Source organism: Streptomyces aurantiacus, assembly GCF_027107535.1.
Classification (GTDB): domain Bacteria; phylum Actinomycetota; class Actinomycetes; order Streptomycetales; family Streptomycetaceae; genus Streptomyces.
The window spans coordinates 4,377,337-4,400,916 of sequence record NZ_CP114283.1 but is presented as its reverse complement, the minus strand read 5'-3'; the positions used below and the strand labels follow the sequence as shown (position 1 = coordinate 4,400,916).

The following is a 23,580-nucleotide window of genomic DNA, read 5'->3' as shown; positions in this document are numbered from 1 at the left end:
GGCATCGGCCGGATGACAGCGTCACACGGTGAACTTCACGGCTTCGAGCGCGCGCTCCTTGGTCACGTCCCCGCCGAAGATGTAGTTGTTGGCGGTCTGGGGGTTGTCGCAGCCCAACCCCAGCCATCCTGAGCCGCTGACCTGGGTGTTCTGACAGATGTTGCCGCGATCCTTGCCGACGTTGATGGCGAAGCCGCCCATGTTCGGTGCCGACTGCTTCGCGTTTCCGATGACGAGGTCGGAGCCGTTGCCTACGCCCTTCCAGGGCACCGTCCATCCGGCTCCCTGGAAGAAGGGGCTGGCGTCCACACCATTGGTGTCGGACACGGCGATATTGAGGGCCTTGATGGCGCGGCCCTGCCCCTCCAGGCCTGCCGTGGCGCCGTCGCACACCGGAGCCTGCCAGCCGGTACCTGTCATGTAGGCCCGGTAGCAGATGTGCCGGCCCGGGCTCGCCGTGGCCAGCCGCTGGACGGCGAGCGCCGCGGTGTTCGGCGGGGCCTTGGGAGCCTCCTGCTTCACCTGCCCGGCACCACTGTCCGACTTTTTCTTCTGCTGCTGCTTGGGCGGCGGCTCGGGGGTCGGAACCGGACTCGGCTGCTTGGCCTTGGCCTTCACTTTCGCGGAGGGCTTCGGGCTCGTCGGCTCCGGTGTGGGTTCCGCCGGGGCGTAGTCACCCTTCGGAACGGCCAGTGAATCGTCCCCGAGGACAGTGTCTGACCCCGCCGCGGCCACCTTGTCCTTCTTCTCGGAGTCGTCCGTGGCCCAGATCAGCAGCGGCACGACGAGGAGGACCGCGCCCGCGATGCCCGCCGCCGCGAGCAGCGGCTTCTTCGGGTGCCCGGAGGGCGGTTCGTCCCCACCGCGCGCGTCGCCGGCGCCGGAAGCCTCGCCCGCCGAGGCGGCGGCCTCACCCTCCGGGACGGCGGCAGCCGCGGCCGACACCGTCCGGGTCCGCCCGCTCGTCGCTCCGGCCTCCGGTTCCGAGGTCCGCGCCCGGGAGGCCGCCGCAGCCGACCCCGCCTCCTCCTCTGCCGCGCCGCTCGTGGTGCCCGGCCGCGAGGGCGCGGAGGCGGTTCCACCCGTCGAGGTGTCGGGGCGCGACCGTCCCGTCCCCTCCCCCTCACCCCGCGCCCCGTTGGTGGGCGACGGCGTGGCCGGTGCCAGCATCGCGCCCGGGTCCGCTCCTACGGACCCCAGCGCGACCGCCCTGCGGACGGACGACCCGCCCGCGTCGGCCGACGGATCCGAGCCCCCGGCAGCCGAGGCCCCCCTTGAGGGCCCCGACGCTCCGTCGGGAGCGGGCGGGTTCTGTCGACTTGTCATCATTCTCCTTGGGCTCTGTACGTGGTCTGGTTCGTACGGGATCGGCGGCGACGTCCCTGAGCTGTTCGTGGGCGGCCTTCGAGCGCGCTCACGGCTACTCGCGCTGCCCCACGGGCCCGGTGCAGCGCTCGGGCCAGCTCTGGCCCTCGCCGGTCGCGAACCCTTTGTCGAGCGCCTCTTCGAGCTGCGCGAGCGCCTTGAGATCCAGGCCGCTCAGTTCCTCCGGCCCGTCCATGTAGACGATCGCGTTCCCCGGGATCTCCCGCAGGAGGACCACGGGGCGACCGCTCGTTACGGTCCGCACTCCCAGCACCCGGAAACCGGTGCCCGGCACAAAGACGATCTCGTCGTACGGGGATCCGGCAGGCCGCTCGACAAGTTGACGCACCTTGCGCCCGGTGACGGACCAGATCGCGTAGCGCACGGAGCCGGCGGAGGGCAGCGCCGACGCGCCGGCCACGGCACTGAGGGGCCCGGGCTCCTGGAGCAGGGTGCCCACCCCGGGCTCGGGATCGTCGGCGTCGCCGCTTCGCAGGGCCATACCCCGGTAGGAGGGCAGCCTTCGCAGAGCGGAGGCCAGACATCCGGCGTAGGGCAGGAGGCGCTCCTCGCCCGTGCGCATGTCCCTGATCAGCTCGCTGTGGTGCAACGGCCCCTTCTCGGTGGTGAGATAGGCGTGCGCGGCGATGAGATCGGTTCTCGCCGCCTCCAGTTCACGGCCGCGCAGCGCGGGCATCCGGGTGAGCACTCGGGAGACGGCGGCGGCATGCCGTTCCCACTCCGCCCCGGCGAAGTCACGGAACGCCGCCCGTTCGGCGGCACCGCTGACATGGCCCGGGACGAACGGAAGGGGCAGGGCCGTCGCCGCGGGAGGTGGCGGCGACATCGCGGGCGCCGGGGCGGGCGGTTCTGAACCTGGCTTCGCGGACTCGTCACCCTCGGCACGCGCAGGCCGCGCACCGGCCGGGCTGCCTTCCGCACCGGCTTCCGCACCACCTTCTGGACCGGCTTCTGGATCAGCTTCCGAAGTACTGGGCCCGTGCTCCGGAGCCCTTGCGCCCGCGCTGCCGGTGCTCTCGGTCTCGACCTTGGGCCCGGTCTCGGGCTCGGGCTCGGGCTCGGGCTCGGGCTCGGGCTCGGGCTCGGGCTCGGGCTCGGGCTCGGGCTCGGGCTCGGGCTCAATCTCGGGCTCTCCGCCCGGGCCGGGGCCGTCCGATCCGCGGCCTCCGGCGCTGCCGGACCCGCCCTCCGACGACGTACGCGTGAGGGCACCGGCGGCCGGTCCAGGGTCGGCTTCCCCGCCGCCTCCCGCACCACCGGCTCCGGCCCCGACTCGCCCGTGCCCCGCACCACCGGACACGTACGCCGGCTCTCCCGCGACCGCACCAGTGCCAGTACCCGTGCCGGAGCCGGAGCCGGGGCCGACGACAGTTACGGCACCGGTGGCAGTTGCAGTGGCAGTGGCGGAGAGGTCCATCGACGCCGCACCGATGCTCCCGGCGGGGACCGATACCGCCTCCGAGGCGTCCGTCGCCGGTGCCCGGGAGGAAACCGGTACGGGCGGCACCGCGGGGCGTGGGACACGCTCGTCCGCCCCCGTCACGGCGGCCGGTCCGGCGGCCGCGTTCTGCCCACCGGACTCCCCCTCCCGACGAGGTACCACCGGCCCGGCGAGAGCAGGTGCACTGCGTGGCAGCTGAGTGCCCGTCGTCCGGCCCGGGGGCGCCGTGATGGCGGTCGCCGGCACGGGCCCACGGGCCGTGGGCGGGCGCGAGGCTCTTCTGGCGGTGACATAGCGGATGGCCACGACACCGTGTTCGGCGGCCAGCCGACGCAGTTCGCCCTCTCCCATGGTGAGCCGACCGCGCACCAACAAGGTCGCCCTTGCCCCGGCCTCGGTTTCGAGGCCGACCAAGAGCCTGGCCAGCGCGGGCAGCAGCGAGTCGTCCAACGGCTGTCCCGGCGCACCCAGTTCGATGACGCAGGCGTCCGGGTCAACGGCCGTCCCCGCCAACGGCGGTCGTGGGCCGTCCCGTTCCCACAGCGCGAGTCCGGACCGGGTCACCGCGGCCTGCCAGCGGTCCGTCAGCCGTACGGTCCCAGGTGCGCTGCCGCCGGGGATCCAGGCGGGCGGATGGCTCTCCACCAGCCGCGGGGCGAACACCCTTCCCTCCGTGTCGGCGGGCCGGCAGGCCACGGACGACACGAACGGCCGCCAGCCCGGTTTCCCGTCCGTGCCCACCAGCGTCGGCCGGGGAACCGCTCCGGGCGGCGCGTGGTCGTCGAGCAGAGGCAGACCCGTGAGGACCTCCACCTCGCTGCCCAGCAGGTCGGACACCGACTGGCCGAGCCACAGCAGGTCACGGCGGCCCCCCGGCGCGAGCCGGACACGGGACCTCTGCGCCACGGGCAGCGCCGCCAGCACGGCGGCCACCTCCTCGGCGGCGACGTCCTCCGCCTGCGGGGCGCCGACCAGCACAGTGGGACGTTCGGAGTCGACCGGCACCGCGAAGCACAGGTCGTCGAGGCGCGGCCCGGGGGCCTCGGCCGGACGCATCAGCACGCCCGCCGGTATCTGGTCCACCACACAACCGCCCGTCGTACGCGAGGGCACACGGCCCAGCGCCTCCTGCCAGGCGGGTTCCGGGGCACGCGGGCCCAGTTTCCGAGGCGCCTCGCCGGGCTTGAAGCGCCACCATCCGCGTGCCTGCGGGGCCCCGTGGACGAACAGCGCGCCCCCGGGGGTGATCAGTACGGCTCCGTCCGGAGCGATGACCTCCAGCTGCCAGGCGTCGGCGATCCTGCGGGCCACACAGGGCCGGCCCGGCTGATCGTCCCCCGCGCCGGACATGACGAGTCGTACCCGGCGCGTGCCCTTCGCGCGCAGGGAGTCCAGCAGAGCACCCAGCCGGGCCCAGAGGTCGCCGTCCGGTGCTCCGCCGACATCGGCGGAGCCGACCATCACGGTGACGATGCCTTCGTCGACGCCGAGGGCATGGGCCACTTCCTCGAGGGTCGCCAAGGGGAAGGAGTCGTCGTCGACCGAGCGCACCAGCAGAACTCCGTCGATCTCCTCGACTGGCAGGCCACCTCCAACGCCCTGGGGCCCGGTACCGCTGGGGTCGACGCCCGGTCCGCGCGTGCCGCGCCGCGTACCACGCCCGCCCCGCCGGCCGGGGAGGGCGGATGACCAACGGCTCACGTGTCCGTCCTCCGTGCCCGACGGTTGTCCTCGGTCGTGCCCGTCGCGGCGTCGGCCGTCCAGTCACCGGACGCGACGGGGACGGCCGGGGCGGTGTCGCCGCTGACGGTGGGAACGGGGCGCCCCGGCAGGCCGTCCCGGACCGCGTCACGCATGGCATCGCGCACGGCGTCGAGTTCCAGCGTCATGCTGACCGGCCCGGAAGGGTTGATATAGAGCGCGTGACCGTCGGGGATCCGCGGCACGAGGTCGGCAACTCTGGTCAGCTCGAAGGCCAGACGCCCGGCGGTGTGCAGGAAGACCGGCGAGGTGAACAGCGGGACGGCCGGGGTGCCGTCCGGGGTGACGGCGCACAGCGGGCCGCCCTCGGGACTGGTCAGAACGGCCACCTCACGACCGAGGAGCGCCTCCGTCACCGCCTCGCCCGGACCGTAGCCGGTCACGGCGAGCTGAACGGCCCTGTCCACCTCGTCCGCCGGCGCGGGCCAGCCGAGCGCGCCCGGCGACGGCCGGTAGTCCGGGTTGTCCTGCCACTCCTCGATCTCACCGTCGAGCCCCGACCGCCACCGGCCGACCATGACCCACTCAGGGGGCTCCCCCTCCCCGGACCACATCGGGTCCACCACTCCCAGCCAGTGGTCCGGCGCCCGTCGGCCCGCCTCCCGGATCTCATCCGGAACGGACAGGAGCTCCCCGTCCGCACCGGCCTTCTCGGTGCTCTGCTGGGTCATCGCTGTCCTCATTCGGTGGTTCGGGGCGGCGGCTCGGAAGCGGCCGGGACGAAGAACGGAGGCGTGGCGCACGGCGTCTCAGGTCACCGTTTCCGCCACGTACGCGGTCTGCGTCCGCGGGGTGTCGTCCGGTCCGTCGGACCAGAGGAGCCGACGGGCGGTCGTCGAGTCCATGACGACACCGGTGAGAAGTCCGGACTTCAGGACGGCGAGCAGCGCCTCGGCACTCCGCATGCCGCCCGCGAGACCGATCAGCGCCGGAACGTCACGGAGCTGGTCGGCGCTCAGGGAGATGATGCGAGCGTCGAGTCCGGTGGGAAGCACCCGGCCGGCCGCGTCGAAGAGGTGACCCGCCACTTCCGCGCACGCACCCAACGCCCGGTATCCGTCACGCTCCTGCTCCGACAGGGCTTCGTACACCCTCGCGGGCGTGGCGTCCCACGCCTCGATGCCGACGACGGCCTTCGTCACGCGGCCGAACTGGTTCAGCGTCTCGGCGGTGGCCGGATGGCTTCTGAAGAGGGCGGCCGTCGGCGCGTCCGGCAGGATGAAGGGCGTGTGGAGGGGGAAGGCCCGGCCTCCACCGGCCGCCGCGGTACGGCGGACAGCGGCGACCGCGGTGTCGTTGGCGAGGTCCGGCCCGTGCACTCCCGTCAACTGGACCACCTGGCAGGAAGGCAGCCTCCCCACCGCCTCGCTGAGCGCCTCCACCGGACGGCTGCCGTCCAGTCCGAGGACGTCGCCCTCCTCCGTGATCTCCGAGATCAACTGCGCGGCCGCCGCTCCGAGCCAGCGGCCGACCTGGCGCTGGTCCGCCGGGGCCACTGGACCGCCCTCGCTCCGGGTCAGGTTGACCACGACGCAGTACCTGAGTCCGAAGCGTTCGGCCAGGGCTCGTCCGAGCGGAACGTCGATCTCCGCCGGGACGGTGATGTCGATGCGCACGATGTCGTGGGCCACGGCGGCGTCGAGGAGGCGGGCCACCTTGAAGCGGCTGATGCCGAACTCCTTGGCGATGTCGACCTTCGACTGGTTCTCGAGGTAGAAGCGTCTGGCGACCGAAGCAGCGAGAAGCTTGTCGACCGGTGCGGGAGGAGCCTCTTCCGCACGGTGCTCACCCATGGCGTCCCCGTGCGGCCTCATCAGCCGGTCCCCGTCGGACCGATCGGGAACTCGTGGAGCGCGCAAGGGGTTCTCTCCTGTTCGGCGCGCGGACGGGGCGTGCTGTCGGCCGACAACCCGCCACTCCTTGCATGCGAGTTGAACGGCACGGTCGCGTGTTCATCCGGGGTGGGGACCGCCACCGGACTCCGGTGTCCTGATTTCGCGGTGCCGAGAGGCGTGCTCCGGATCGAACTGCCCAACCGTTTCCCCGCTGTCCATCTGCGTGCCATTCCCGTGGTGTTAGTAGCCAGAGGGCCAGAACCACACTCCTGTGCCCGGTGTGGTTCGAACAACGTGGAGCACCACGAGACGCACCACGAAATCAGCCGTGCGACGGCTGGAACGAGAGGCAGCGATGTCCGGAGCGGGACCGCTTCACGAACGCCGGGAAGCCATGGAGCTGGTGACCTCGGAGGTCGAGCGCGCCCGCGTCGGCACCGGCCGCCTGGTGCTGCTCAGAGGTGCGTCGGGCACGGGCCGCACCGCTCTTCTGGAGGCGGTCACCGACCACGCGTCGACGCACGGCATGCGAGTGCTGCGGGCCCGCTGTTCGCCGGACACCTCCACCGTGCCGTTCGACACCGTCCTCCAACTGCTCGGTTCCGAACCGGAGTTCGAGCAGGCCACGGACGAGGCCCCCTACGGAGCCCCGGACAGCCGGAGTCGTCCCGCCCGGCTGTGGCAGCTGCTGCTGTCCTATGGGGCCGGGGCCCCGCTTCTGGTGGCCGTGGACGATGTCCACTGCGCCGACGACCTTTCGCGCCGCTGGCTGGTCGAGGCCGCCCGGCGGATCGACCGGCTGCCGATACTGATGGTGGTGACCGAGCGGAGCCAGTACGACATCGACTCGCCGTCGCCCAGCCTGGCCCACTCGCTCTCGCCCGCCCTCGTACGGCCCCACACGCTCGCCCCGCTGAGCGCGAACGCCGCGGCGGAGCTGGTCCGTTCGGTCCACGGCGGCGCTCCACAGGAGTGGGTGGACGACTGTGTGCGGGCCGCAGCGGGCAGTCCCCTGCTGTTAGGGGCCCTGCTGGACGACCTCCGGACGGACTGCTCGGTCGGTGCTCCCACACCGCCGGTGCCGAACACCTGCGCCGCCCTGTATCCCGGCTCCTATCCGGCCGCGGTCGCCTGGTGGCTGGACAGTGCCGGGTCCGCGACCACCGAAGTGGCCCGTGCGCTCGCCGCGTTGGACGCCGCCGGGGCCGGCGGCCCTGAAGACGGCTTCGACGACGGTTTCGAGGTCGGCCGTGCCGAGCTGCTGGCCGAGATGGCCGGCGCCGATCCTTCCCGGGTGTCGGGCTGGCTCACCGCCATGACCCGCCTCGGGCTCCTGCGCCCGGCTCCCGACGGGCGGCCCCGCTACGCCCATCCGCTGCTGCGCGACGCGGTGTTGAGCGGCTGGACGAGTGCCCGACGGCAGGCGGCACACCGGACGGCGGCCGAGGCGATGCTGCGCCGCGGCGACCGCGCCGAAGCGGTGGCCGTGCAGTTGTTGCGGACCGGCCCGGTCGGCGAGGAGTGGGCGATCGACGTCCTCCTCGACGCGGCGGCCCTGACGGTCCAGAACGGCCGCGGCAGGGACGCCATGGCGTTCCTGCGCCGCGCCCTCGACGAGCCGATGCCGGCCGCCCGCCGAGCCCTGGTCCTCACCGAGTTGGGCTCCCTGGAGTACATCACCGTCCGGTCGACGGCCGGTATCCCCCGGCTCACCGAGGCCCTGCGGCTGCCGGGTCCGCCGCAGGGCCGGGTGCTTACGGCAGTCGCGCTGGGCACAGCACTGGCCCGGCAGGGCGACGCCCGTTCGGCGGTCGGCGTGCTCCGCGACCTGGACGAGCACCTGGGCGACCATCCGGGCCTGGTCCGAACGGTGCAGACCGCCTCCGCGGCGCTGTCGGACCACGATCCGGGGGTGCGGCAGGAGGTGTACCGCTGGCTCCGGGCGACCGCCGAGCGGTCACCGGAGTCGGTCGGCACGGCCGGACAGGCGCTGCTGGTGCGGTACGAGTCGACGGCCGGCCTGACCTCGGCGGCCTCCGCGATGCGCCGGATCCGCGCCCTGCTGGCCCAGCCGGCCGACCCGCTCGCGGAGGCCTTCCTGCTGGGCACGGCCGCCGCCGTCGCCCAGTGGGCCGACCGGCTCGACGAGGCGGAACGGCTCGTCGAGCGGGGACTGGCCGGACAGCGCATCTCCCTGCTGCACCCGATGCACATGGCACTGCTGAACGTACGGACCGACATCGCCGCCGCGCGCGGCGCATACGCGGAGCTGCTCGCCGACTCGGATGTGTGGCGGCTCGCCGGGACCCGGCAGGGCCCGGCCAACGCACAGGCCCAGGCTCTCGTAGCGCTGGTGAAGACCGGTCGTACGGACGAGGCCGTCCGGCGCGCGGACAGCCTCGAACCGCGGAACCCGCACGACTCCTGGGAGTTGAACCGCTTCCTGTACGCCCGCGGTGTGCTGCACGCCGCCGCGGGGGATCCGGCGGGCGCGCTCGACGACTTCCTGGAGTGCGGGCGCCGTCAGTCGTCGCGGGACGTGACGAGCCCGGTCGTCACCCCCTGGCGGACCGCCGCGGCGGAGTGCCATCTGGCGCTCGGCCGGCCTCGCGAAGCCCTCGACCTGGCGCAGGAGGAACTCCGGCTGGCCATGGTGTGGAACACTCCTCGGCTCGTGGGCCGGGCCCTGCGGGTTCTCGGCACGGCGACCGGCGGCAACCGCGGCCTGGACCTCGCGGACCGAGCCGTACAGGTACTGCGGGACGCCACGGTCGACGTGGAGCTCATTCCAGCTCTCGTCGCACAGGGGCGCCTGCTCACCGCGGCCAAAGAGCGGCCCCGGGCCCGTACCGCCTTACGGGAGGCCGCCGAGCGTGCCGAACGACTGGGCGCACTCCGGATGCGGGACGTGGCCGAAGCGGCCCTGCACGAGGGCGGCGCCCGCCGCACCGCGCGGGCACTCACGGGGGCGGGCGCACTCACCGGCAGCGAACGCCGGATAGCCTCCCTCGCGGCCGACGGTCGCACGAACACCGAGATAGCGGAGCTGCTGCACCTCGCCCGCCGCACTGTCGAGAGCCACCTGACCAGCGCCTACCGCAAACTCGGCATCAGCCGCCGAGCGGAACTCACCACAGCCCTGGCGGGCCGGTCGACCCGCCTCTAGCAGCCAGGGCATTTCCTCGGTCCCGGTCGCCTCGGGCCGGGCAGTCCTCACCCGCCGACCGACGCAGGATGCGGTGCAAGCCCCGGGCGCCATCCCGGCGAGCTCATTGCCTGTCGCATCCCCGCTTCAGAAGGCACGTGGGAACCTCTGCGTCTCCGTACCGTCCGGCCTCACCCGCTCCGCATGCTCGCGGCGGCGCAATGCCGGACACTCCTGTATAGGGGCCGGCGTATTTCGCGCGGGCCATGGTGAGGTGTTCGGCGTGCTTGAGGTGCCGCTCTGGCTGTGGGGGGCGTTCGCCGCGACGGTCGTCGTGTCGCTGGCGGTGGACCTGCTGTCCCACCGCACCGCGCACGTCATCGGCTTCAAGGAGGCAGCCGCCTGGAGCGGGCTGTGGGTGAGCCTCGCCCTGATCTTCGGCGCGGTCGTCTTCCTCGTTCTCGGCACGACGGCCGGCACCGAGTACACGACAGCCTGGCTGCTGGAGAAGAGCCTGTCGGTGGACAACCTCTTCGTCTTCGCGGTGATCTTCGCGTACTTCAAGGTGCCCCGGGCCTACCAGCACCGCGTGCTGTTCTTCGGCGTCATCGGCGCGCTTGTCTTCCGCGGGATCTTCCTCTCCCTCGGCGTGGCCGTGGTCAGCCGATTCACCGCGGTGCTGTTCGCCTTCGCGGCGGTCCTCTTCTACAGCACCTACAAGCTCCTCAAGGACGAGCAGGAGAGCTTCGACCCGGGCAAGAGCTTCGCCGTACGGATGCTCCGTAAGATCATCCCGGTGCGGGACGAGTATGCCGGGGCGAAGTTCTTCGTCAAAGAGGCCGGCAAACGGATGGCGACCCCGCTGCTCGCGGTGGTCGCTGCGATCGAGGCCGCCGACCTGATCTTCGCCGTCGACAGTGTCCCGGCCGTCCTCGCGGTCAGCGACGACGCCTTCATCGTCTACACCAGCAACGCGTTCGCCATCCTCGGCCTGCGGGCCCTCTACTTCATGCTCGCCGGCCTCCTGGACCGCTTCCACTACCTGAACAGGGGGCTCGCGATCATCCTGGCGTTCATCGGCGTCAAGCTCATCTTCCAGGCATCCCACAAGTTGATCAGCCCCGGCATCCCGGAAATCCCCTCGCCGATCAGCCTCGCAGTCATTGTCTGCGTCCTGGCGGGCTCCGTGGTGCTCAGCCTCAGAAGGCCCGCTCCGGCAGACGCCCAGGAACAGGCCGACGAACAGGCAGACGCCTCCGAGACCAATGAGCAGCCCGGCTCACCACCTGTGATGGATGGCCCTGAGTCCTCAACCGGTTCAGCACGCCGGGACGCTGAATCCCGCTCGCGCTCGGGGCGGCGAGGAAGCAGTGCACTTCCCGACGGGCCAATACGGGCATATCGTAAAAATATGGTCAAAATGAAGCGCAAGCCTGAAGCGTACGCGTGTCCGACCTGCAGGCGGTCCGTGCCGCCTGTAGCCCACCGCCACAAGACCCTCGGCGTGTTCGTTCCCGTGTGGGGCCCGGGCGCATGTCAAAACCGCGAGTGTCCCGACTTCCGGTTGGACCCCAGCCACAAGCACTCCGCGGACCGGTGACGAAACCGACAGCACGACGATGCACTGCCGGTGGGTCGGGCAACCCGAGCTGGCCCGCACGTCAAGCCGCCGGGGAGCTGGAGCTGCCCCTCCATGACGCACCTCGACAAGGTCCACCCGGCGACAGGCCGCGGGCTGTCCCTGGCCGTCCCCGGGTTGCGGCATCGGCGACGGCCCGGGACCGGGCCGGAGCTGCCGCCACGCCCTGCCCTGCGGCCGGGGCGGGAGGTGCCCCCGGCCGGGCACCCGAGCGGGTCGCGCCCCCGGGCTGTACCGCCCATCTGGTCCGTCCGCCTGCCCAGGGCTTCCGCGGCCGCGTCCAGGCCGTGGGGTGTCAGCGACCAGAGCTTGTTCCCGCCCCGGATATGGCCCTCCGAGACCGTGATGCCGTACCGATCCAGCGGTGTCGCCCGGCACCGCACAGCGGACCGGCCGCGCCGGGCCGCACCCCACACCAGCGCGTCGCCTACATCCGTGTGTGCCTGAGCACGATGGGTGTCGCATGTGCACGACAACCGCCGTCATCCGCGTCCGGCCTCCTGGTGCAGGTGCTCTCGGGACGACCTCCACGGGTCTCCGAGGAGCGGCGTTGTCTGTGGGCTCTGCCAGGGTGTGCGTCGTGGACGAACTGGTGGAGCGTGTCGACGATCAAGATCGTGTGCTGGGGGTGGTGGTCAGCCGTCGGCAGGCCGTCCGGGAGGGATTGCTGCACCGGGTCGCCGTGACGGTGTGTCGTGATGAGCGTGGGCGGATCCTCGTTCACCGGCGGTCGGAGCAGCTGTCGCGCTTCCCCGGGCTCTACGAGGTCGTGGTCGGTGGCGCCGTGGATGTCGGTGAGTCCTATGAACAGGCCGCTGCACGGGAGATGGCTGAAGAGCTGGGCATTCGTGTGCTGCCGCGTTTGCTGTTCACGTTCATCAACCGCAGCGGTTCGAGTCCTCACTGGCTCGGCGTGCACGAAGCCGTGGTGCCGGACGCCGTGGCCGCCGATGCTGATGAAGTCGCCTGGCATGGCTGGCTGACCGAGCCGGAGCTGCGGTCGGCCCTGCTGGAGTGGCGCTTCACGCCCGACAGCCACGAAGCCTTCAGCCGGTATCTCGCGTTCGGTCAGCGTTCCCTACGAGGAGAAGGGCACGCCAGCGAGCCGAGCTGACGGACTCCTTGAAAAGGTCCGAAGCCCGCCGCTGCATGGGCCGTGAACTCCTCTCCAAGGCCGCCGACCCCAACTCCCCCTGGAATACACCCTCGTGACTTCCCTCGCGCTGCTACACAGCCGAGCGGAGGCCGCGATCGGCCCGATACGGGACGGAGGCCTGCCGGAGAAATGACGGACTCATAATCCTCACCGGAAGGGGCGGCCGGGCGTCGGCCACCCCAAGAGTCCGCTGGGGCCGCGCCCGGTGGCAGACGGAAGTGAGTCCACCTTGCGCAAGTCAGTGAGCCGACGGGCGGTCACCTCCCTCGCGGGGGTCTGCGCGTTGGGAACCGTGTTCGCCGTGGCCCCCGTCGCTTCGGCGATCGTCGGTGGAGTGCCGGTACCGGACGGCGAGCGGCCCTTCGTCGTACAGATCGAGCAACAGGGCGACGACGGGACCTGGTCGCACTACTGCGGTGGAGCACTCGTCCACAGCCGCGTTGTCTCCACGGCGGCGCACTGCGCCAGGTTCGCCGAGCAGGGCATGGTCAAGATCCGGCTGGTCCTGGGGCGGACCGACTCGAGCACGCCCGGCGGAACAGTGGTGACCGGCGACCGCTTCTCCGTCTACAGCCACCCCGACTTCGACACCGCGACCAACACGGACCTGGGGCTCATCGTGCTCGACAGCTCGGTCGACCAGCCTCGCGCGGCCCTGCCACCGCTGGGAACGCAGCTGCGGCCGGGGCGTCTCGTACGCGCCGCCGGTTGGGGACGTACCGATCTCGACGATCCGAACAAGCCGTCCCGTATGCACGAAGTGAAGTTGCCCGTCAACAAGTTCGACACGGAGGGCGGTGCCTGGGACAAGGAGTTCATCTGCGCGGGCACCGCCGAATCCCGGGTCGGCCCGGGGGACAGTGGGGGACCGCTGTTCGATACGAAGGCTTCCGGCAAAGCGGTCGTGTACGGGCTCGTGACCGGCGACACGAACACCTGCACCGGGCTCTTCACGAACCTGGCCGACCCCACCATCTGGAAGCCGTTCCGCGACCAACTCGCCTCTCATGGGCTCGGGCACGTCATCCCGGACTGAACCACACCGGTGGCGTACTGGGTCAAGGCGCTCCCTTCGCGGGCGGCTTCACTCGGATTCGATTCGACCCAATGGATCGATGCTCTCCGACAGGGACTCATGCGCTGCCGACCAGCCGTCTTCCTCAATGCCGCGTGCTTGGCGAAGGCAGGTCCAGGTGACCTGCTGGATCAGGGCTACACGCTCGAGGCTTTCGTCTGTTGCCTCCCGGACCTCGTGGCCCGCGATCCCGCCGCGAGATCGCCGATACGTGGCTGATACACGGTTGAGCCTGGGTGGAGGCACGGTTCTGGCAGGGTGAGAGCCCCCGAACCTACCTCCGGACGGAAAAGATGCCCGCTTCAGCAGCTGACGGGGGCGCGCCCGCGCCCGCGCCCGCGCCCGTGACGATCCTGCTCGTCGAGGACGACGCGGTGATCCGCAGATCCGTCACGATGGCGCTGGAGCGCTACGGCTACCGCGTCACCGCTGCCGCCGACGGCCTGACCGGACTCGAACTGTTCCGGGAGGGCCGGCACGACCTGCTGTTGCTGGACGTGATGCTGCCCAACCTCGACGGCATCGGGCTGTGCCGCCGGATCCGGGAGACCAGCGTGGATCCCGTCCTGATGATGTCAGCGCGCGGCGACGCCCTGGATGTCGTCTCCGGCCTGGAGGCAGGGGCCGACGACTACGTGGTCAAGCCCGTCGACACCGCCGTGCTGGTGGCCCGGATCCGTTCGCTGCTGCGGCGGGCCACATTCACTCCGGCCCCCGGCCCGGCGGCCGGGCAAGTGGCCGATCGTCCGGGCCTGTCGGACCAGCCGGACGCGCCGGACCGGTCGGGGAGGCCCGGCCGCGACCGGCACGCTCGGCTCGTCTTCGGCGACCTGGTCATCGACACGGGCGGCCTGGAGGTGTTCAGGGCCGGTGAACCGGTCGCGCTGGCCCCCACCGAACTGCGGCTGCTGCTGGAGTTCACCGCGAACCCGGGCATCGTGCTGGACCGGCAGACCCTGCTGCGCGACGTGTGGGACTACGGCTGGGACGGCGACAGCCGCGTGGTCGACCTGTGCGTGCAGCGCCTGCGGAAGAAGATCGGGGCCGAGCGGATCGAGACCGTCCGCGGCTTCGGCTACAAGCTGCGGCGCTGACGTGGTGCGCGCGCTGCCGCACTGGCGTTCGCTGCGCTGGAAGATCGCGCTGCTCGTCACCATGGCGTGCTGTGCCATCGCGGTGACCGTCGGGCTGCTGGTCCACCGCAGCACCCTGGAACGGTCGATGAACGACGGTGCGGCCAAGGCCCTGACCCAGTTGTCCGACGCTGTGGAGGACTACGAGCGGGACGGCGTCCCGCCCGACGGTCTGGTCGTCTCGCCCGGGGAGATGCCCGACGAACTCCTGCGCCGCCTCCAGGACCGGCAGGGCAGGGCGGTCGGCTCCGCCACCTGGTACGACGGCGACGGCCCCGGCGACCACCCCTCGATGTGGGCCGTTCGGACCCTCCGTGGCGCTCCCGTGGCGGTGAACACCGACATGACCTCCGACCTGCTCACCCGCCGGGCGCTGGACCGGCACATGTGGAAGTACTCCCTGGCGGCGCTGGCGGTCGTCGTACCGCTGTCGGCGCTCGCCGCCGAGTTGCCGAACCGGAGGCTGCGCCGGGTGGCGCGGACCGTCCGCCGGATCGCCGGGGGCGACCTGGCCGCCAGGACCGCGGCCGGTGGCCGGGGCGGTGACGAGATCACCGAGATCTCGGCCACCGTCGACTCGATGGCCGACAGTCTGCGCGAACGTCTGCTGACCGAGCAGCGCTTCACCGCCGATGTCGCCCATGAGTTGCGTACGCCACTCATGGGCTTGGTGACCGCGAGCGGGCTGCTTCCCGAGGGTGAGACCACCGACCTGGTGCGTGACCGGGTGGGGGTGCTGCGGACGCTGGTGGAGGAACTGCTGGAGATCTCCCGGCTCGACGCGGGCGCCGAGCGGGCCGAACTCAGGCCCGTACCGCTCGCCGAGATGGTCGGAGAGTCCGTGGCCCGCACCGCTCTGGACACGCGGTTCACCGCCACCGGTGCCCTGTCGGCGGAGACCGATCCGCGCCGGCTCGACCGGATCGTCGCCAACCTCGTCGTCAACGCCCACCGGCACGGCCGCACGCCCGTCGAGGTCGAGGTGGCCGGGACGACCGTGACCGTACGGGACCACGGCCCGGGCTTCCCGGCGGAGCTGCTCGCGGACGGCCCGCAGCGATTTCGCACGGGTGCGTCGGAGCGCGGCCACGGGCACGGCCTCGGACTGACCATCGCGCTGGGACAGGCCCGGGTCATCGGGGCGTCGCTGGAGTTCGCGAACGCTCCCGATGGCGGGGCGCTCGCCACCCTCCGGCTGCCGCCCGCTGGCTGACGCCGAACGGCCGATACCGAACGGATGCCCGGCCGAGCGGTGGCCGATCCGTGGCCGGAGCCGAGCGGAGATCCGCCCCGCGGAGGGTGGTCGACGTGCGTGAACGCCACGCACCCGCCCCCTTGGAGGTGTCCCTCCCATGTCACCGGTTCCCTTTTCCGGAGAGCCCGGCGCAGGCCGGGCCCAGTTCTCATGGTCCACCGGCTCATGGCTCCCGCCCCGCCGGCACGACCGGTCCGGGCGGCGCTTCACGGCCGGCCTCGCCGCGGGCGCCACCGCACTGGTCACCCTGGCGGTCCTCGCCGTCGCCGTACCCACCTCCGGCAACAGCCCGGAAACCGGAGCGGGTTCGCTGCCGTGGCCGGCGGAGGGGCAGACGAGCGTGGTGGTCGAGGGCCTCGGCTCCCACGGTGACCTCGGTACGCGGGGCGAGCGGACACCGGTGCCGATCGCCAGCGTCACCAAGGTGATGACCGCCTACGTGATCCTCCGCGACCGTCCGCTGCGCGCGGGCGAGGACGGCCCCCTCGTCACCGTCGACCGGACCGCGGCGAACGAGTCCGTCTCGGGCGTGGAGTCGAGCGTGCCGGTCAGGGAGGGTATGCGGCTGAGTGAACGACAGCTGCTGGAACTGCTGTTGATCCCCTCCGGCAACAACATCGCCCGGCTGCTGGCCCGCTGGAACGCCGGCTCGCAGGAGGCCTTCGTCACGAAGATGAACCGGGCCGCCCGTGACCTGGGCATGCGCCACACCACCTACACCGGCGCCAGCGGCATCGAACCCACGACCACCAGCACCTCGGCCGACCAGCTGAGGCTGGCCCGCCGGGTCATGCGCGACAAGGTGTTCCGGACCATCGTCGCCATGCCCAGCACCACCGTGCCCGGTGTCCCCGGGACGATCCGCAACACCAACACCCTGCTCGGCACGGCGAGCGTGATCGGCCTCAAGACCGGCTCCAGCACTCCCGCCGGCGGCGCCCTGATGTGGGCGGCCACCGCGTCCGACAAGGACGGCCGGGACCGGCTGATCCTCGGAGTGGTGCTGCACCAGCGCGCCGGCACCGACCCCCGGCAGGGGCTGCGGGCCGCTCTCGCCACGAGCCACGCGCTGATCGAGGGCGTACGTCGATGGCTGTCGACGACCTCGCCCGGAACACGGTGAGACGGCAGTGACACACTCCCTCGACACCGCGCCCGCCCGGCCCGAACCCGATTCCATCCGCCCGCGGAACGAGGACACCGGCGACCGGCGTCCGCCGATGGTCCTCGGCTCGCTCGCGGTCCTGGCCACGCTGGTGATGCTGGGCCATGCCCTCGTCCCGAACCGGGTCGGCCGTATCGGCAGCCTCGTCGAGACCTTCCTGCCCTGGACGGGGCTGGCGGTGCCGCTGCTGCTCCTGTGCGCGCTGGCTCGCCGGTCCAGGGCCGCCGTGTCCGTGGCCGTGCTGCTGCCGGCCGTCGTCTGGTGCTCGCTCTTCGGCGGGACACTCGTCGACAAACGAGAGGACGGCGGCAACCTGACCGTCGTGACGCACAACGTCAACGAACACAATCCGCGGCCGGTGCGCACCGCCCGTGCACTGGCCGACTCCGGCGCGGACGTGGTGGCTCTCGAAGAGCTGGGCGGCCCGTCGACCGCGGCGTACGAGAGAACGCTGGCCGGCATCTACCCGTACCACTCCGTGCAGGGCACGGTCGGTCTGTGGAGCAGCTATCCGGTCGCCGACGCCCGTGCGGTCGACATCGCGCCCTGGCCACGTGCCCTGCGCGCCACCGTCCGCACGCCCGAGGGACCGGTCGCGGTCTTCGTCGTCCATCTGATGTCCGTCCGCTTCACCGCCGGCTCGGGGTTCACCTCGGACGCACGTGACGCGGCCGCGCGGCGACTCGCCGCCGCCGTGCACGCCGAGCCGCTCCCCCGCACGATCCTCGTGGGCGACCTGAACGGCACGACCGACGACCGGGCGTTTTCCGGGCTCACCTCCCAACTGCGGTCCGCGCAGGCTGAGTCGGGCGCGGGGTTCGGTGCCAGTTGGCCGGCCTCGTTCCCGGTGGCCCGGATCGACCACATCCTCGTACGCGGTGTGGAGCCGCGGTCCGCCTGGACCCTCCCGGCCACCGGCAGCGACCACCTGCCGGTGGCGGCGTCGGTGCGGGTGTGAGCGCGGGCTTCCGGAACGGCTAACTTGATCCCCTGGCGCTGGCTGCCCTGCGCGCTCGCGCTCCGAGCGCGCAAAGCAGCCCTCCGCTCCCGCCTCTCTCAACGGAATGTGCCCAGCGTCCCTCACCCCCTGAAGCGCCATAACCTGCGCAAAGGCTCGGCAGCTCTGGATAAGTGCACCCTGCCCATCCACGCCGGAGTCGAATTCGACACCCGAGCCCTGGCGCCCTGCCCGCCGTACGAGGGACGCTGAGCAACGACCTCTCAGCGGTGGGCGGCACGGTTCATCTCGACGATGTCGTCGACGGTGGGATTGGCGCCGAGGCCGGCGAAGCGTTCCGGGAGGCTGTCGCGGACGGCCGCGTCCTTGTCGCGGTCGGCCGCGGCCAGGGCCGTCGGCAGCTCATCGAGGGTCAGTTCGGTGCAGTAGGCGGGGCTGTTGGGCTGCTGACGCCAGGAGTCGGCCAGTGTGCCGGCGTCGTAGGGGTCGAAGCCGGTGTCGTCCACCAGGCTCATGGCCACCTTCCGCGCCTCCTCGGAGTCGCCGGCGACGGGGATGGCGAGGCGGCCGGGCGTTCCGGCCGGGGCGCCCTTGGTCCGCTGGGTTTCGGCCAGCGCGGCGTTCCACGCCTTGACCACGGGGCGGCCGAGCAGCTGGGCAGTGTACACGCTCTCCACCTGGCCGTTGTCCACCGCCTCGATCGGCTCGCTGAGCATGCCGGGGTAGTAGTTCGAGGTGTCGATGACCACCGTCTCGTCGGGCACCGACGCGAGCAGGTCCGCCAGCTGGCCCGCCACCCCGAACGGGATCGACAGGATGATGACGTCCCGGCCCTGGACGGCGTCGGAGAGGACCGCCGCGCGGGCCCCGGACTCCAGCACGTCTGCCCGGACGGCCTCGGGGCCGCGGGCGTCGGCCACCTGGACGTCGTGACCGGCCGTGCTGAGCTTGGCAGCGAGGTTCCCGCCGATGGCGCCAGCGCCTATGACAGTAATTTTCATGATTTGTTCCTTAGGAGGTTGTGCCGCCCCTGGGGGCAGCACGATGTGATGGATGGATGGTGGTGCCGCCTGGCGTTGCGGGGGCGGAGCGGGGTGCCGCGCGGTTTACGCCTGGGTGTCCTGCTCGCGGTAGCCGCTCGCGATGAGCGTGCGGAGCCGGTCGAGCGACTCCTCCTCGGTACCGGTGCCCTTGATCCAGGCAACGGAACAGGCCGCGAGGAACAGGTCGTGCCCCCGCACCGACGCGCGCACGCGCCCCGCGAGCTGGGCGGCTCGCACGTACTGATCGGTGGCGGAGATGAGGATGTCGCAGGGAATCGTGAGCGGGTTGTCCGGCTCCTGCGCCCGGGCCGCAGCCATGAGCGGGTCCGGCAGCCCACTGAAGGCGCTGAAGTACTCTTCCATCGCCCGCAGCCACTGCTCCAGCGCTTCGGCCGGGTCGCCGAGCTGATCGATGTCCGCCTGGCGGGCCACCAGTTCTTCGGAGCGCGTCTGCAGCACGGCCGCCAGCAGCGACTCCCGGGTGGGGAAGTGCCGGTACAGGGTGCCGGGCCCGACGCCCGCCTCCTTGGCCACCGCCTCGAGGGAGGTGCCGACCCCGTGCTGCAGGAAGTGACGCTGCGCGGTCTCCAGAAGGGAAGCGCGGTTGCGCTGGACGTCCGCGCGGGGCTTGCGTCCCCGCTGTTCACCGACGCTCATGCACCCTCCTGCCTGCCGTGATCCTGCGGTCACATCAAAACGGATGCCGCCTCCGTATGCTTTCGAGAGTAAAACGGAGGCAGCGTCCGGTCAAACCGGTGGCCAGAGCGAAGAGCCCGGGCATCGCAGGGAGCCGACATATTTGGCCGCAACTCGCAGGGCACAAGCCGTGCGGGCTGCACCATCCCAGGCTGCCCTTGTGCGGCCCCTCCCGCGCCGAGCCCGGCCCGGTCCCCGGGCCAGGACATCAGGGGGCGAGCTGCTGGTGCCCGATGACGGAGAGCAGTCCCAGCTTGCTGTGGCTCTCCGTGCCGGGGCGAGTGGTCAGGACCACCAGAGTCTGGGCGCGGTTCTCGGTGAACAGGACCTGGGCGTCGACGTCGATGCGGCCGAGTTCGGGATGGAGGATGGTCTTGCAGTCCTCGTAGCGTCGGGCGACCTCCTGAAGTTCCCACATGCGGACGAACTCAGGGCTGTACTCCTGGAGTTCGGCGAGGATCCGGGCGGCTCGCGGGGTGTCGCTGCCGGCTGTGAGCGCGGCCCGCAGACGTGCTGCCTGGGCGCGGCCGTGGCGCTCGCGGCTCTCCTCGGGAACCATCAGACGTTCGGCCGGGTCCATGAACCAGCGGTAGTAGGCACTGCGGGCCAGGCCGGTGTGGCGGGTCTGGTCGCCGAGCAGCGCGACGGCCAAGGGGTTCATCGCGAGGGTGTCGACCAGATCGGTCTGCACCAGGGCCGGCGAGTCGTCCAGGCGGTCCAGGACCCGCATCAGCGTCGGGCTGACATGCTCCGAGCGCAGGAAGCGGGCCGGGGCGTTGTGGCCGATGAGCACGAAGAGATGGTCGCGTTCGTCCAGGGTCAGCCGCAGCGCCCTGGCGAGCGCTTCGGTGATCTGGACGGAGGGCTGCGGAGCACGCCGCTGTTCCAGCCGGGCGTAGTAGTCGGTGGACATGCCGGCGAGCTGCGCGACCTCTTCGCGGCGCAGCCCCTGGGTACGCCGGCGCGCCCCCTCGACCAGCCCGACGTCGCGGGGCCGCAGCGCCTCACGCCGGTGGCGCAGGAACTCCGCCAGTTCCTTTCTGTCCATGCCCCCATCCTCGCCGGGTCCCGCCCGGCTATCCAGAGACCGCCGATCCATGGCTGAGCCCGCCTCTCCCACCTCCGCGAAGCCGCCCGCACGGCCGACGCCGAAAGCGCTCCCGGCGAGACGACCCGGTGATCACTCGACCTGCATGAATCGCTGGGCAATTCGCCGACTGTCGCCGGTGTGCCGCAGGCCCTCGGCGGGGAAGACAGCCTGCGAGGACGGTTCGGTCGACGACGCCCGACGCTTGGACCTGCCCCGGGCCTCGTCGCCCCGGCCCACCCGACACGACGATGTTCGTCGTGTGACGGGCGCTCGCGGGTCTCTCGCTCCGGTCCGACGATCGAGGTGCAGCCGCAGACGCTTCCTTACCGTTCCGCGTCCTCGGTGAGGACCACTCCGAGTCGGTCCTCGCATTCGCCCGTGATGCGATCCCACAGGGCCCGCCCGCTTGCTCTTGTTCCGCGTCGGTCCCTATAGGTCGTCAGCTGCCGCTGATCATGGCGAGGACGTCGTCGTAGGAGCCGTTGGCCTGCGCGTCGCGGATGAACCTGGCGCGCTCGACGACAAGCTCTGTCGCGTCGGGCTTCGCACGCAGCAGATCGAGGGTCTCGGTGAGGAAGTCGTCCAACGGCATGGATTGGTCGCTGTCCTGCTGGCCCAGCAGGGTCGTGCGCACGCCGGGCGGGACGACCTCGATCACCTGAACGCCTGCTTCAGCACCACCGACCTGGATGCGCAGGCTCTCGGAGAAGGAGTGCAGCGCGGCCTTGGTCGCGCTGTAGGTCGGGGTGCTCTGATACGGGACGAACGCCAGCGCCGAGGTGACGTTCATGACGACCGCGTCGTCCTTGCCCACCAGCAGCGGCAGGAAGGCGTACGTCATCCGGATCGTGCCGAGCAGGTTGACGGTGACGTGGTCCTCGGCGACCGGGAGTCCGGCCGGGTCGAGGAGGCTCTCCCGGAGCATGATGCCGGCGTTGTTGACCAGGACGTTCAGCCGCGGGTGGCTCGCCGCCACGGTCTCACGGGCCCGGGCGATCGAGTCGGGGTCCGCGACATCGAGGACGAGCGTGTCGATGCCCGGGTGCTCGGCCGTGATCTCGTCGAGGAGTTCCTTGCGCCGGCCGGCGACGACCACCTTGTTGCCGGCCTCGTGCAGACGCAGGGCCAGACCGAGTCCGATGCCCGAGGTGCCGCCGGTGATCAAAATCGTGTTGCCGGTCATCTTCATGGGGGGTCTTGCTCCTTCGGTACGGCGGGCCGGTGAGCGCCCGCGGCCTCGACCGTAAGAGCGCCCGCGCGAGGGCGGGAGAGGAAGGTTTATCCATGGATCGGCGGTCTCTGCCTCGTGAAGCGGCCCCGCCCAGCGGATCCGGTGTCGTGGGCGGTGGAGGTGGCGGCGATGGTGACGCCGGTGCCGAGACGGTCGGCGTCGGATGAGACGACGTCGAGGGCGGTGACCGAACCGCCCAGCCCTTCCGTCGTGGACGTCAGCTAATGACCGCGTTGCCTGCCGCCGGACTTCGAGCCGGATGGTCACCGCGTAGGAGACGCTGGCGTGCGAGACGCTGGGCGTGCTCACGGAAGGGTCCTCATCTGTCCTGCCGCACGGCGGCCTGGAGGATGCCGCCGGTGGGCGACGGATATGCCCCCGCGAGGTGACCGCACTCGACGGGCACGGCTACTTGTCGGCGCCGACCTTGGCGGCGTCCGACTCGGCCTGCGGCGGCATGGTGGTGCGGGAGTGCAGGACCTTCGGGTTTGTTCGGTGTCGAAGTCGTTCTCCCACGATCACGATCGTGGCGACGGCGTTGCCGAAAACGTTGATGAACAACGCGGCCCTCCTTGAGGATGCGGTCGATGCCGACGATCAGCGAGAGGGCGGCGAGCGGGATGTGGCCGACCGCCGTGACGGTGCCGGCGCGGACGATGAACGCGCCGCCCGCAATCGCGGAGGTGCCCATGCTGGTGAGCAGCATGACGCCGACCATGATCAGCTGCCTGCCGACCTCCGGCTTCGGTGTCGCTCCGCTGGGCAGGTTCGCCGCCGGCGACGACGAAGTGCATGAGGACCAGGGCCAGCACCGCGTCGCCTGAAGCCAGGCTCCCGCGGCGGCCGGCCGCAGCATTTCGACCCGGCCGACTACCGCGAGCGCCACGCGGTCGAGTGCGGGATCAGCCGCCTCGAGAGACACCGCGCCGTCGCCACGCGCTACGACAAGCTCGCGGTCCGCTACGAGGCGACCGTCCATATTGCTGCCCTCAACGAGTGGCTGTGACCATCTCTCCCAGTGTCAGGTCTGTTGGGCCTCGCCCTTTTCTGTCACCGCATAGCCTGGCGTGGACGGCCACCGAACAGTCAGCACCACCGACTCTTCCTCCGCGAACCATGAGTGATCGACTCCGTGCCCCCACACGACGTAGTCACCCTGTTCCTGCAGAAGTACGCTGCGGCCGGGCAGTTCGACGCGAAAGCGGCCGCTGATGAGGACCAGGAGCGCTGTGCGTTTCTCGCCTCTCACCCACTGCGATCGCTCATCGGCACAGGGGTGGACACCCCATTTGATCTCTACGGACTCGCTGTGGCGCGGATCGCCGACGTCCTTGAAGTGGCCGAGGAGCCATCCTCGGTCCAGTGCCGCATCCTTGCCCGCGTTGCCCACGTACACGCTGTCATTCACGTGACCGAACGCTAGCAACCGGTCTCGTACTCGCTGTCGGCGCTTTCGACACACGCCCACCGCGGCGGCATCGCCAAGGCCGTGCCCGGTCTCGGGTTCGTCGGGATGGAGTTCCAGCGCAGCTTCTCCTCCGAGACCCTGCGCGGGGTCGGCCGCGACGCTG

Annotated in this window: 18 protein-coding genes and 1 pseudogene; 9 read left to right on the top strand and 10 right to left on the bottom strand. The window is 71.3% G+C overall.

The genetic code is table 11. The features are described from left to right. Nucleotides 1-21: 21 nt before the first annotated feature. The 4 genes from O1Q96_RS21360 to O1Q96_RS21345 all read right to left on the bottom strand — a co-directional run bounded on the left by O1Q96_RS21360 (nt 22) and on the right by O1Q96_RS21345 (nt 6,381). Complete coding sequence (locus O1Q96_RS21360) at nt 22-1,170, bottom strand: hypothetical protein (RefSeq protein ID WP_269249733.1); 1,149 nt, start codon at nt 1,168-1,170, stop codon at nt 22-24. 250 nt (nt 1,171-1,420) lie between these two features. Continuing rightward, nucleotides 1,421-4,528: a hypothetical protein gene (locus tag O1Q96_RS21355; protein ID WP_269249732.1), complete on the bottom strand. Its 3,108-nt coding sequence runs from the start codon at nt 4,526-4,528 to the stop codon at nt 1,421-1,423. Beyond that, the gene (locus O1Q96_RS21350) at nt 4,525-5,259 is read right to left on the bottom strand and encodes a type VII secretion system-associated protein (RefSeq protein WP_269249731.1); all 735 of its coding nucleotides are present in this window, start codon (nt 5,257-5,259) and stop codon (nt 4,525-4,527) included. Before O1Q96_RS21350 ends, O1Q96_RS21355 begins: the two co-directional genes overlap by 4 nt. Nucleotides 5,260-5,337: 78 nt before the next feature. Next, nucleotides 5,338-6,381, bottom strand: a complete 1,044-nt coding sequence (locus O1Q96_RS21345; protein WP_269249730.1) for a sugar-binding transcriptional regulator — start codon at nt 6,379-6,381, stop codon at nt 5,338-5,340. Nucleotides 6,382-6,778: 397 nt separating this feature from the next. Here O1Q96_RS21345 and O1Q96_RS21340 point away from each other — a divergent pair, with 397 nt between their 5' ends. The 8 genes and pseudogenes from O1Q96_RS21340 to O1Q96_RS21305 all read left to right on the top strand — a co-directional run bounded on the left by O1Q96_RS21340 (nt 6,779) and on the right by O1Q96_RS21305 (nt 17,949). Beyond that, complete coding sequence (locus O1Q96_RS21340; RefSeq protein WP_269249729.1) at nt 6,779-9,589, top strand: AAA family ATPase; 2,811 nt, start codon at nt 6,779-6,781, stop codon at nt 9,587-9,589. Between the two features lie 262 nt (nt 9,590-9,851). Continuing rightward, nucleotides 9,852-10,856 (top strand): annotated as a pseudogene (locus tag O1Q96_RS21335) (TerC family protein); the annotation flags it as partial. A gap of 931 nt (nt 10,857-11,787) precedes the next feature. Beyond that, complete coding sequence (locus O1Q96_RS21330; RefSeq protein WP_419586925.1) at nt 11,788-12,321, top strand: NUDIX domain-containing protein; 534 nt, start codon at nt 11,788-11,790, stop codon at nt 12,319-12,321. Between the two features lie 271 nt (nt 12,322-12,592). Then, a complete protein-coding gene (locus tag O1Q96_RS21325) occupies nt 12,593-13,399 on the top strand; it encodes a S1 family peptidase (RefSeq protein ID WP_269249728.1) in 807 nt (268 codons plus the stop codon). Between the two features lie 332 nt (nt 13,400-13,731). After that, nucleotides 13,732-14,532 (top strand): two-component system response regulator CseB, encoded by an 801-nt coding sequence (gene cseB / locus O1Q96_RS21320; protein ID WP_269249727.1) that lies wholly within the window; start codon nt 13,732-13,734, stop codon nt 14,530-14,532. A 4-nt stretch (nt 14,533-14,536) separates the two neighbouring features. After that, complete coding sequence (locus O1Q96_RS21315) at nt 14,537-15,784, top strand: ATP-binding protein (RefSeq protein WP_419587057.1); 1,248 nt, start codon at nt 14,537-14,539, stop codon at nt 15,782-15,784. A gap of 139 nt (nt 15,785-15,923) precedes the next feature. Continuing rightward, complete coding sequence (locus O1Q96_RS21310) at nt 15,924-16,949, top strand: D-alanyl-D-alanine carboxypeptidase family protein (protein ID WP_269249726.1); 1,026 nt, start codon at nt 15,924-15,926, stop codon at nt 16,947-16,949. A gap of 97 nt (nt 16,950-17,046) precedes the next feature. Next, nucleotides 17,047-17,949, top strand: a complete 903-nt coding sequence (locus O1Q96_RS21305; protein WP_419587056.1) for an endonuclease/exonuclease/phosphatase family protein — start codon at nt 17,047-17,049, stop codon at nt 17,947-17,949. 263 nt (nt 17,950-18,212) lie between these two features. Here the strand turns inward: O1Q96_RS21305 and O1Q96_RS21300 are convergent, their stop codons facing one another. The 5 genes from O1Q96_RS21300 to O1Q96_RS44500 all read right to left on the bottom strand — a co-directional run bounded on the left by O1Q96_RS21300 (nt 18,213) and on the right by O1Q96_RS44500 (nt 22,700). Next, nucleotides 18,213-18,950, bottom strand: a complete 738-nt coding sequence (locus tag O1Q96_RS21300) for an NADPH-dependent F420 reductase (protein WP_269249725.1) — start codon at nt 18,948-18,950, stop codon at nt 18,213-18,215. Nucleotides 18,951-19,055: 105 nt separating this feature from the next. Next, a complete protein-coding gene (locus tag O1Q96_RS21295) occupies nt 19,056-19,649 on the bottom strand; it encodes a TetR/AcrR family transcriptional regulator (RefSeq protein WP_269249724.1) in 594 nt (197 codons plus the stop codon). Nucleotides 19,650-19,896: 247 nt separating this feature from the next. After that, on the bottom strand, nt 19,897-20,736 hold the full coding sequence (locus O1Q96_RS21290; protein WP_269249723.1) for a helix-turn-helix transcriptional regulator: 840 nt from the start codon (nt 20,734-20,736) through the stop codon (nt 19,897-19,899). A gap of 481 nt (nt 20,737-21,217) precedes the next feature. After that, on the bottom strand, nt 21,218-21,967 hold the full coding sequence (locus O1Q96_RS21285) for an SDR family oxidoreductase (RefSeq protein WP_269249722.1): 750 nt from the start codon (nt 21,965-21,967) through the stop codon (nt 21,218-21,220). A 361-nt stretch (nt 21,968-22,328) separates the two neighbouring features. After that, entirely contained in the window at nt 22,329-22,700 is a 372-nt protein-coding gene (locus tag O1Q96_RS44500; protein WP_419587055.1) for a hypothetical protein, read from the bottom strand. Here O1Q96_RS44500 and O1Q96_RS21275 point away from each other — a divergent pair. Continuing rightward, nucleotides 22,597-22,833 (top strand): hypothetical protein, encoded by a 237-nt coding sequence (locus tag O1Q96_RS21275; RefSeq protein WP_269249720.1) that lies wholly within the window; start codon nt 22,597-22,599, stop codon nt 22,831-22,833. The genes O1Q96_RS44500 and O1Q96_RS21275 overlap by 104 nt on opposite strands. Nucleotides 22,834-23,030: 197 nt before the next feature. Here O1Q96_RS21275 and O1Q96_RS21265 read toward each other — a convergent pair whose 3' ends face one another. Further along, a complete protein-coding gene (locus tag O1Q96_RS21265; RefSeq protein WP_269253671.1) occupies nt 23,031-23,417 on the bottom strand; it encodes a cupin domain-containing protein in 387 nt (128 codons plus the stop codon). Nucleotides 23,418-23,580: the final 163 nt, after the last annotated feature.

Excerpts from the sequence above, each read along its gene's own strand:
- O1Q96_RS21290 (WP_269249723.1), bottom strand. The coding sequence starts at position 20,736 with ATGGACAGAAAGGAACTGGCGGAGTTCCTGCGCCACCGGCGTGAGGCG.
- O1Q96_RS21295 (WP_269249724.1), bottom strand. The coding sequence starts at position 19,649 with ATGAGCGTCGGTGAACAGCGGGGACGCAAGCCCCGCGCGGACGTCCAG.
- O1Q96_RS21340 (WP_269249729.1), top strand. The coding sequence starts at position 6,779 with ATGTCCGGAGCGGGACCGCTTCACGAACGCCGGGAAGCCATGGAGCTG.
- O1Q96_RS21345 (WP_269249730.1), bottom strand. The coding sequence starts at position 6,381 with ATGGGTGAGCACCGTGCGGAAGAGGCTCCTCCCGCACCGGTCGACAAG.
- O1Q96_RS21300 (WP_269249725.1), bottom strand. The coding sequence starts at position 18,950 with ATGAAAATTACTGTCATAGGCGCTGGCGCCATCGGCGGGAACCTCGCT.
- O1Q96_RS21285 (WP_269249722.1), bottom strand. The coding sequence starts at position 21,967 with ATGAAGATGACCGGCAACACGATTTTGATCACCGGCGGCACCTCGGGC.
- O1Q96_RS44500 (WP_419587055.1), bottom strand. The coding sequence starts at position 22,700 with ATGGGCACCTCCGCGATTGCGGGCGGCGCGTTCATCGTCCGCGCCGGC.
- O1Q96_RS21275 (WP_269249720.1), top strand. The coding sequence starts at position 22,597 with ATGCCGACGATCAGCGAGAGGGCGGCGAGCGGGATGTGGCCGACCGCC.
- O1Q96_RS21350 (WP_269249731.1), bottom strand. The coding sequence starts at position 5,259 with ATGACCCAGCAGAGCACCGAGAAGGCCGGTGCGGACGGGGAGCTCCTG.
- cseB (WP_269249727.1), top strand. The coding sequence starts at position 13,732 with ATGCCCGCTTCAGCAGCTGACGGGGGCGCGCCCGCGCCCGCGCCCGCG.
- O1Q96_RS21360 (WP_269249733.1), bottom strand. The coding sequence starts at position 1,170 with ATGCTGGCACCGGCCACGCCGTCGCCCACCAACGGGGCGCGGGGTGAG.
- O1Q96_RS21305 (WP_419587056.1), top strand. The coding sequence starts at position 17,047 with ATGGTCCTCGGCTCGCTCGCGGTCCTGGCCACGCTGGTGATGCTGGGC.
- O1Q96_RS21310 (WP_269249726.1), top strand. The coding sequence starts at position 15,924 with ATGTCACCGGTTCCCTTTTCCGGAGAGCCCGGCGCAGGCCGGGCCCAG.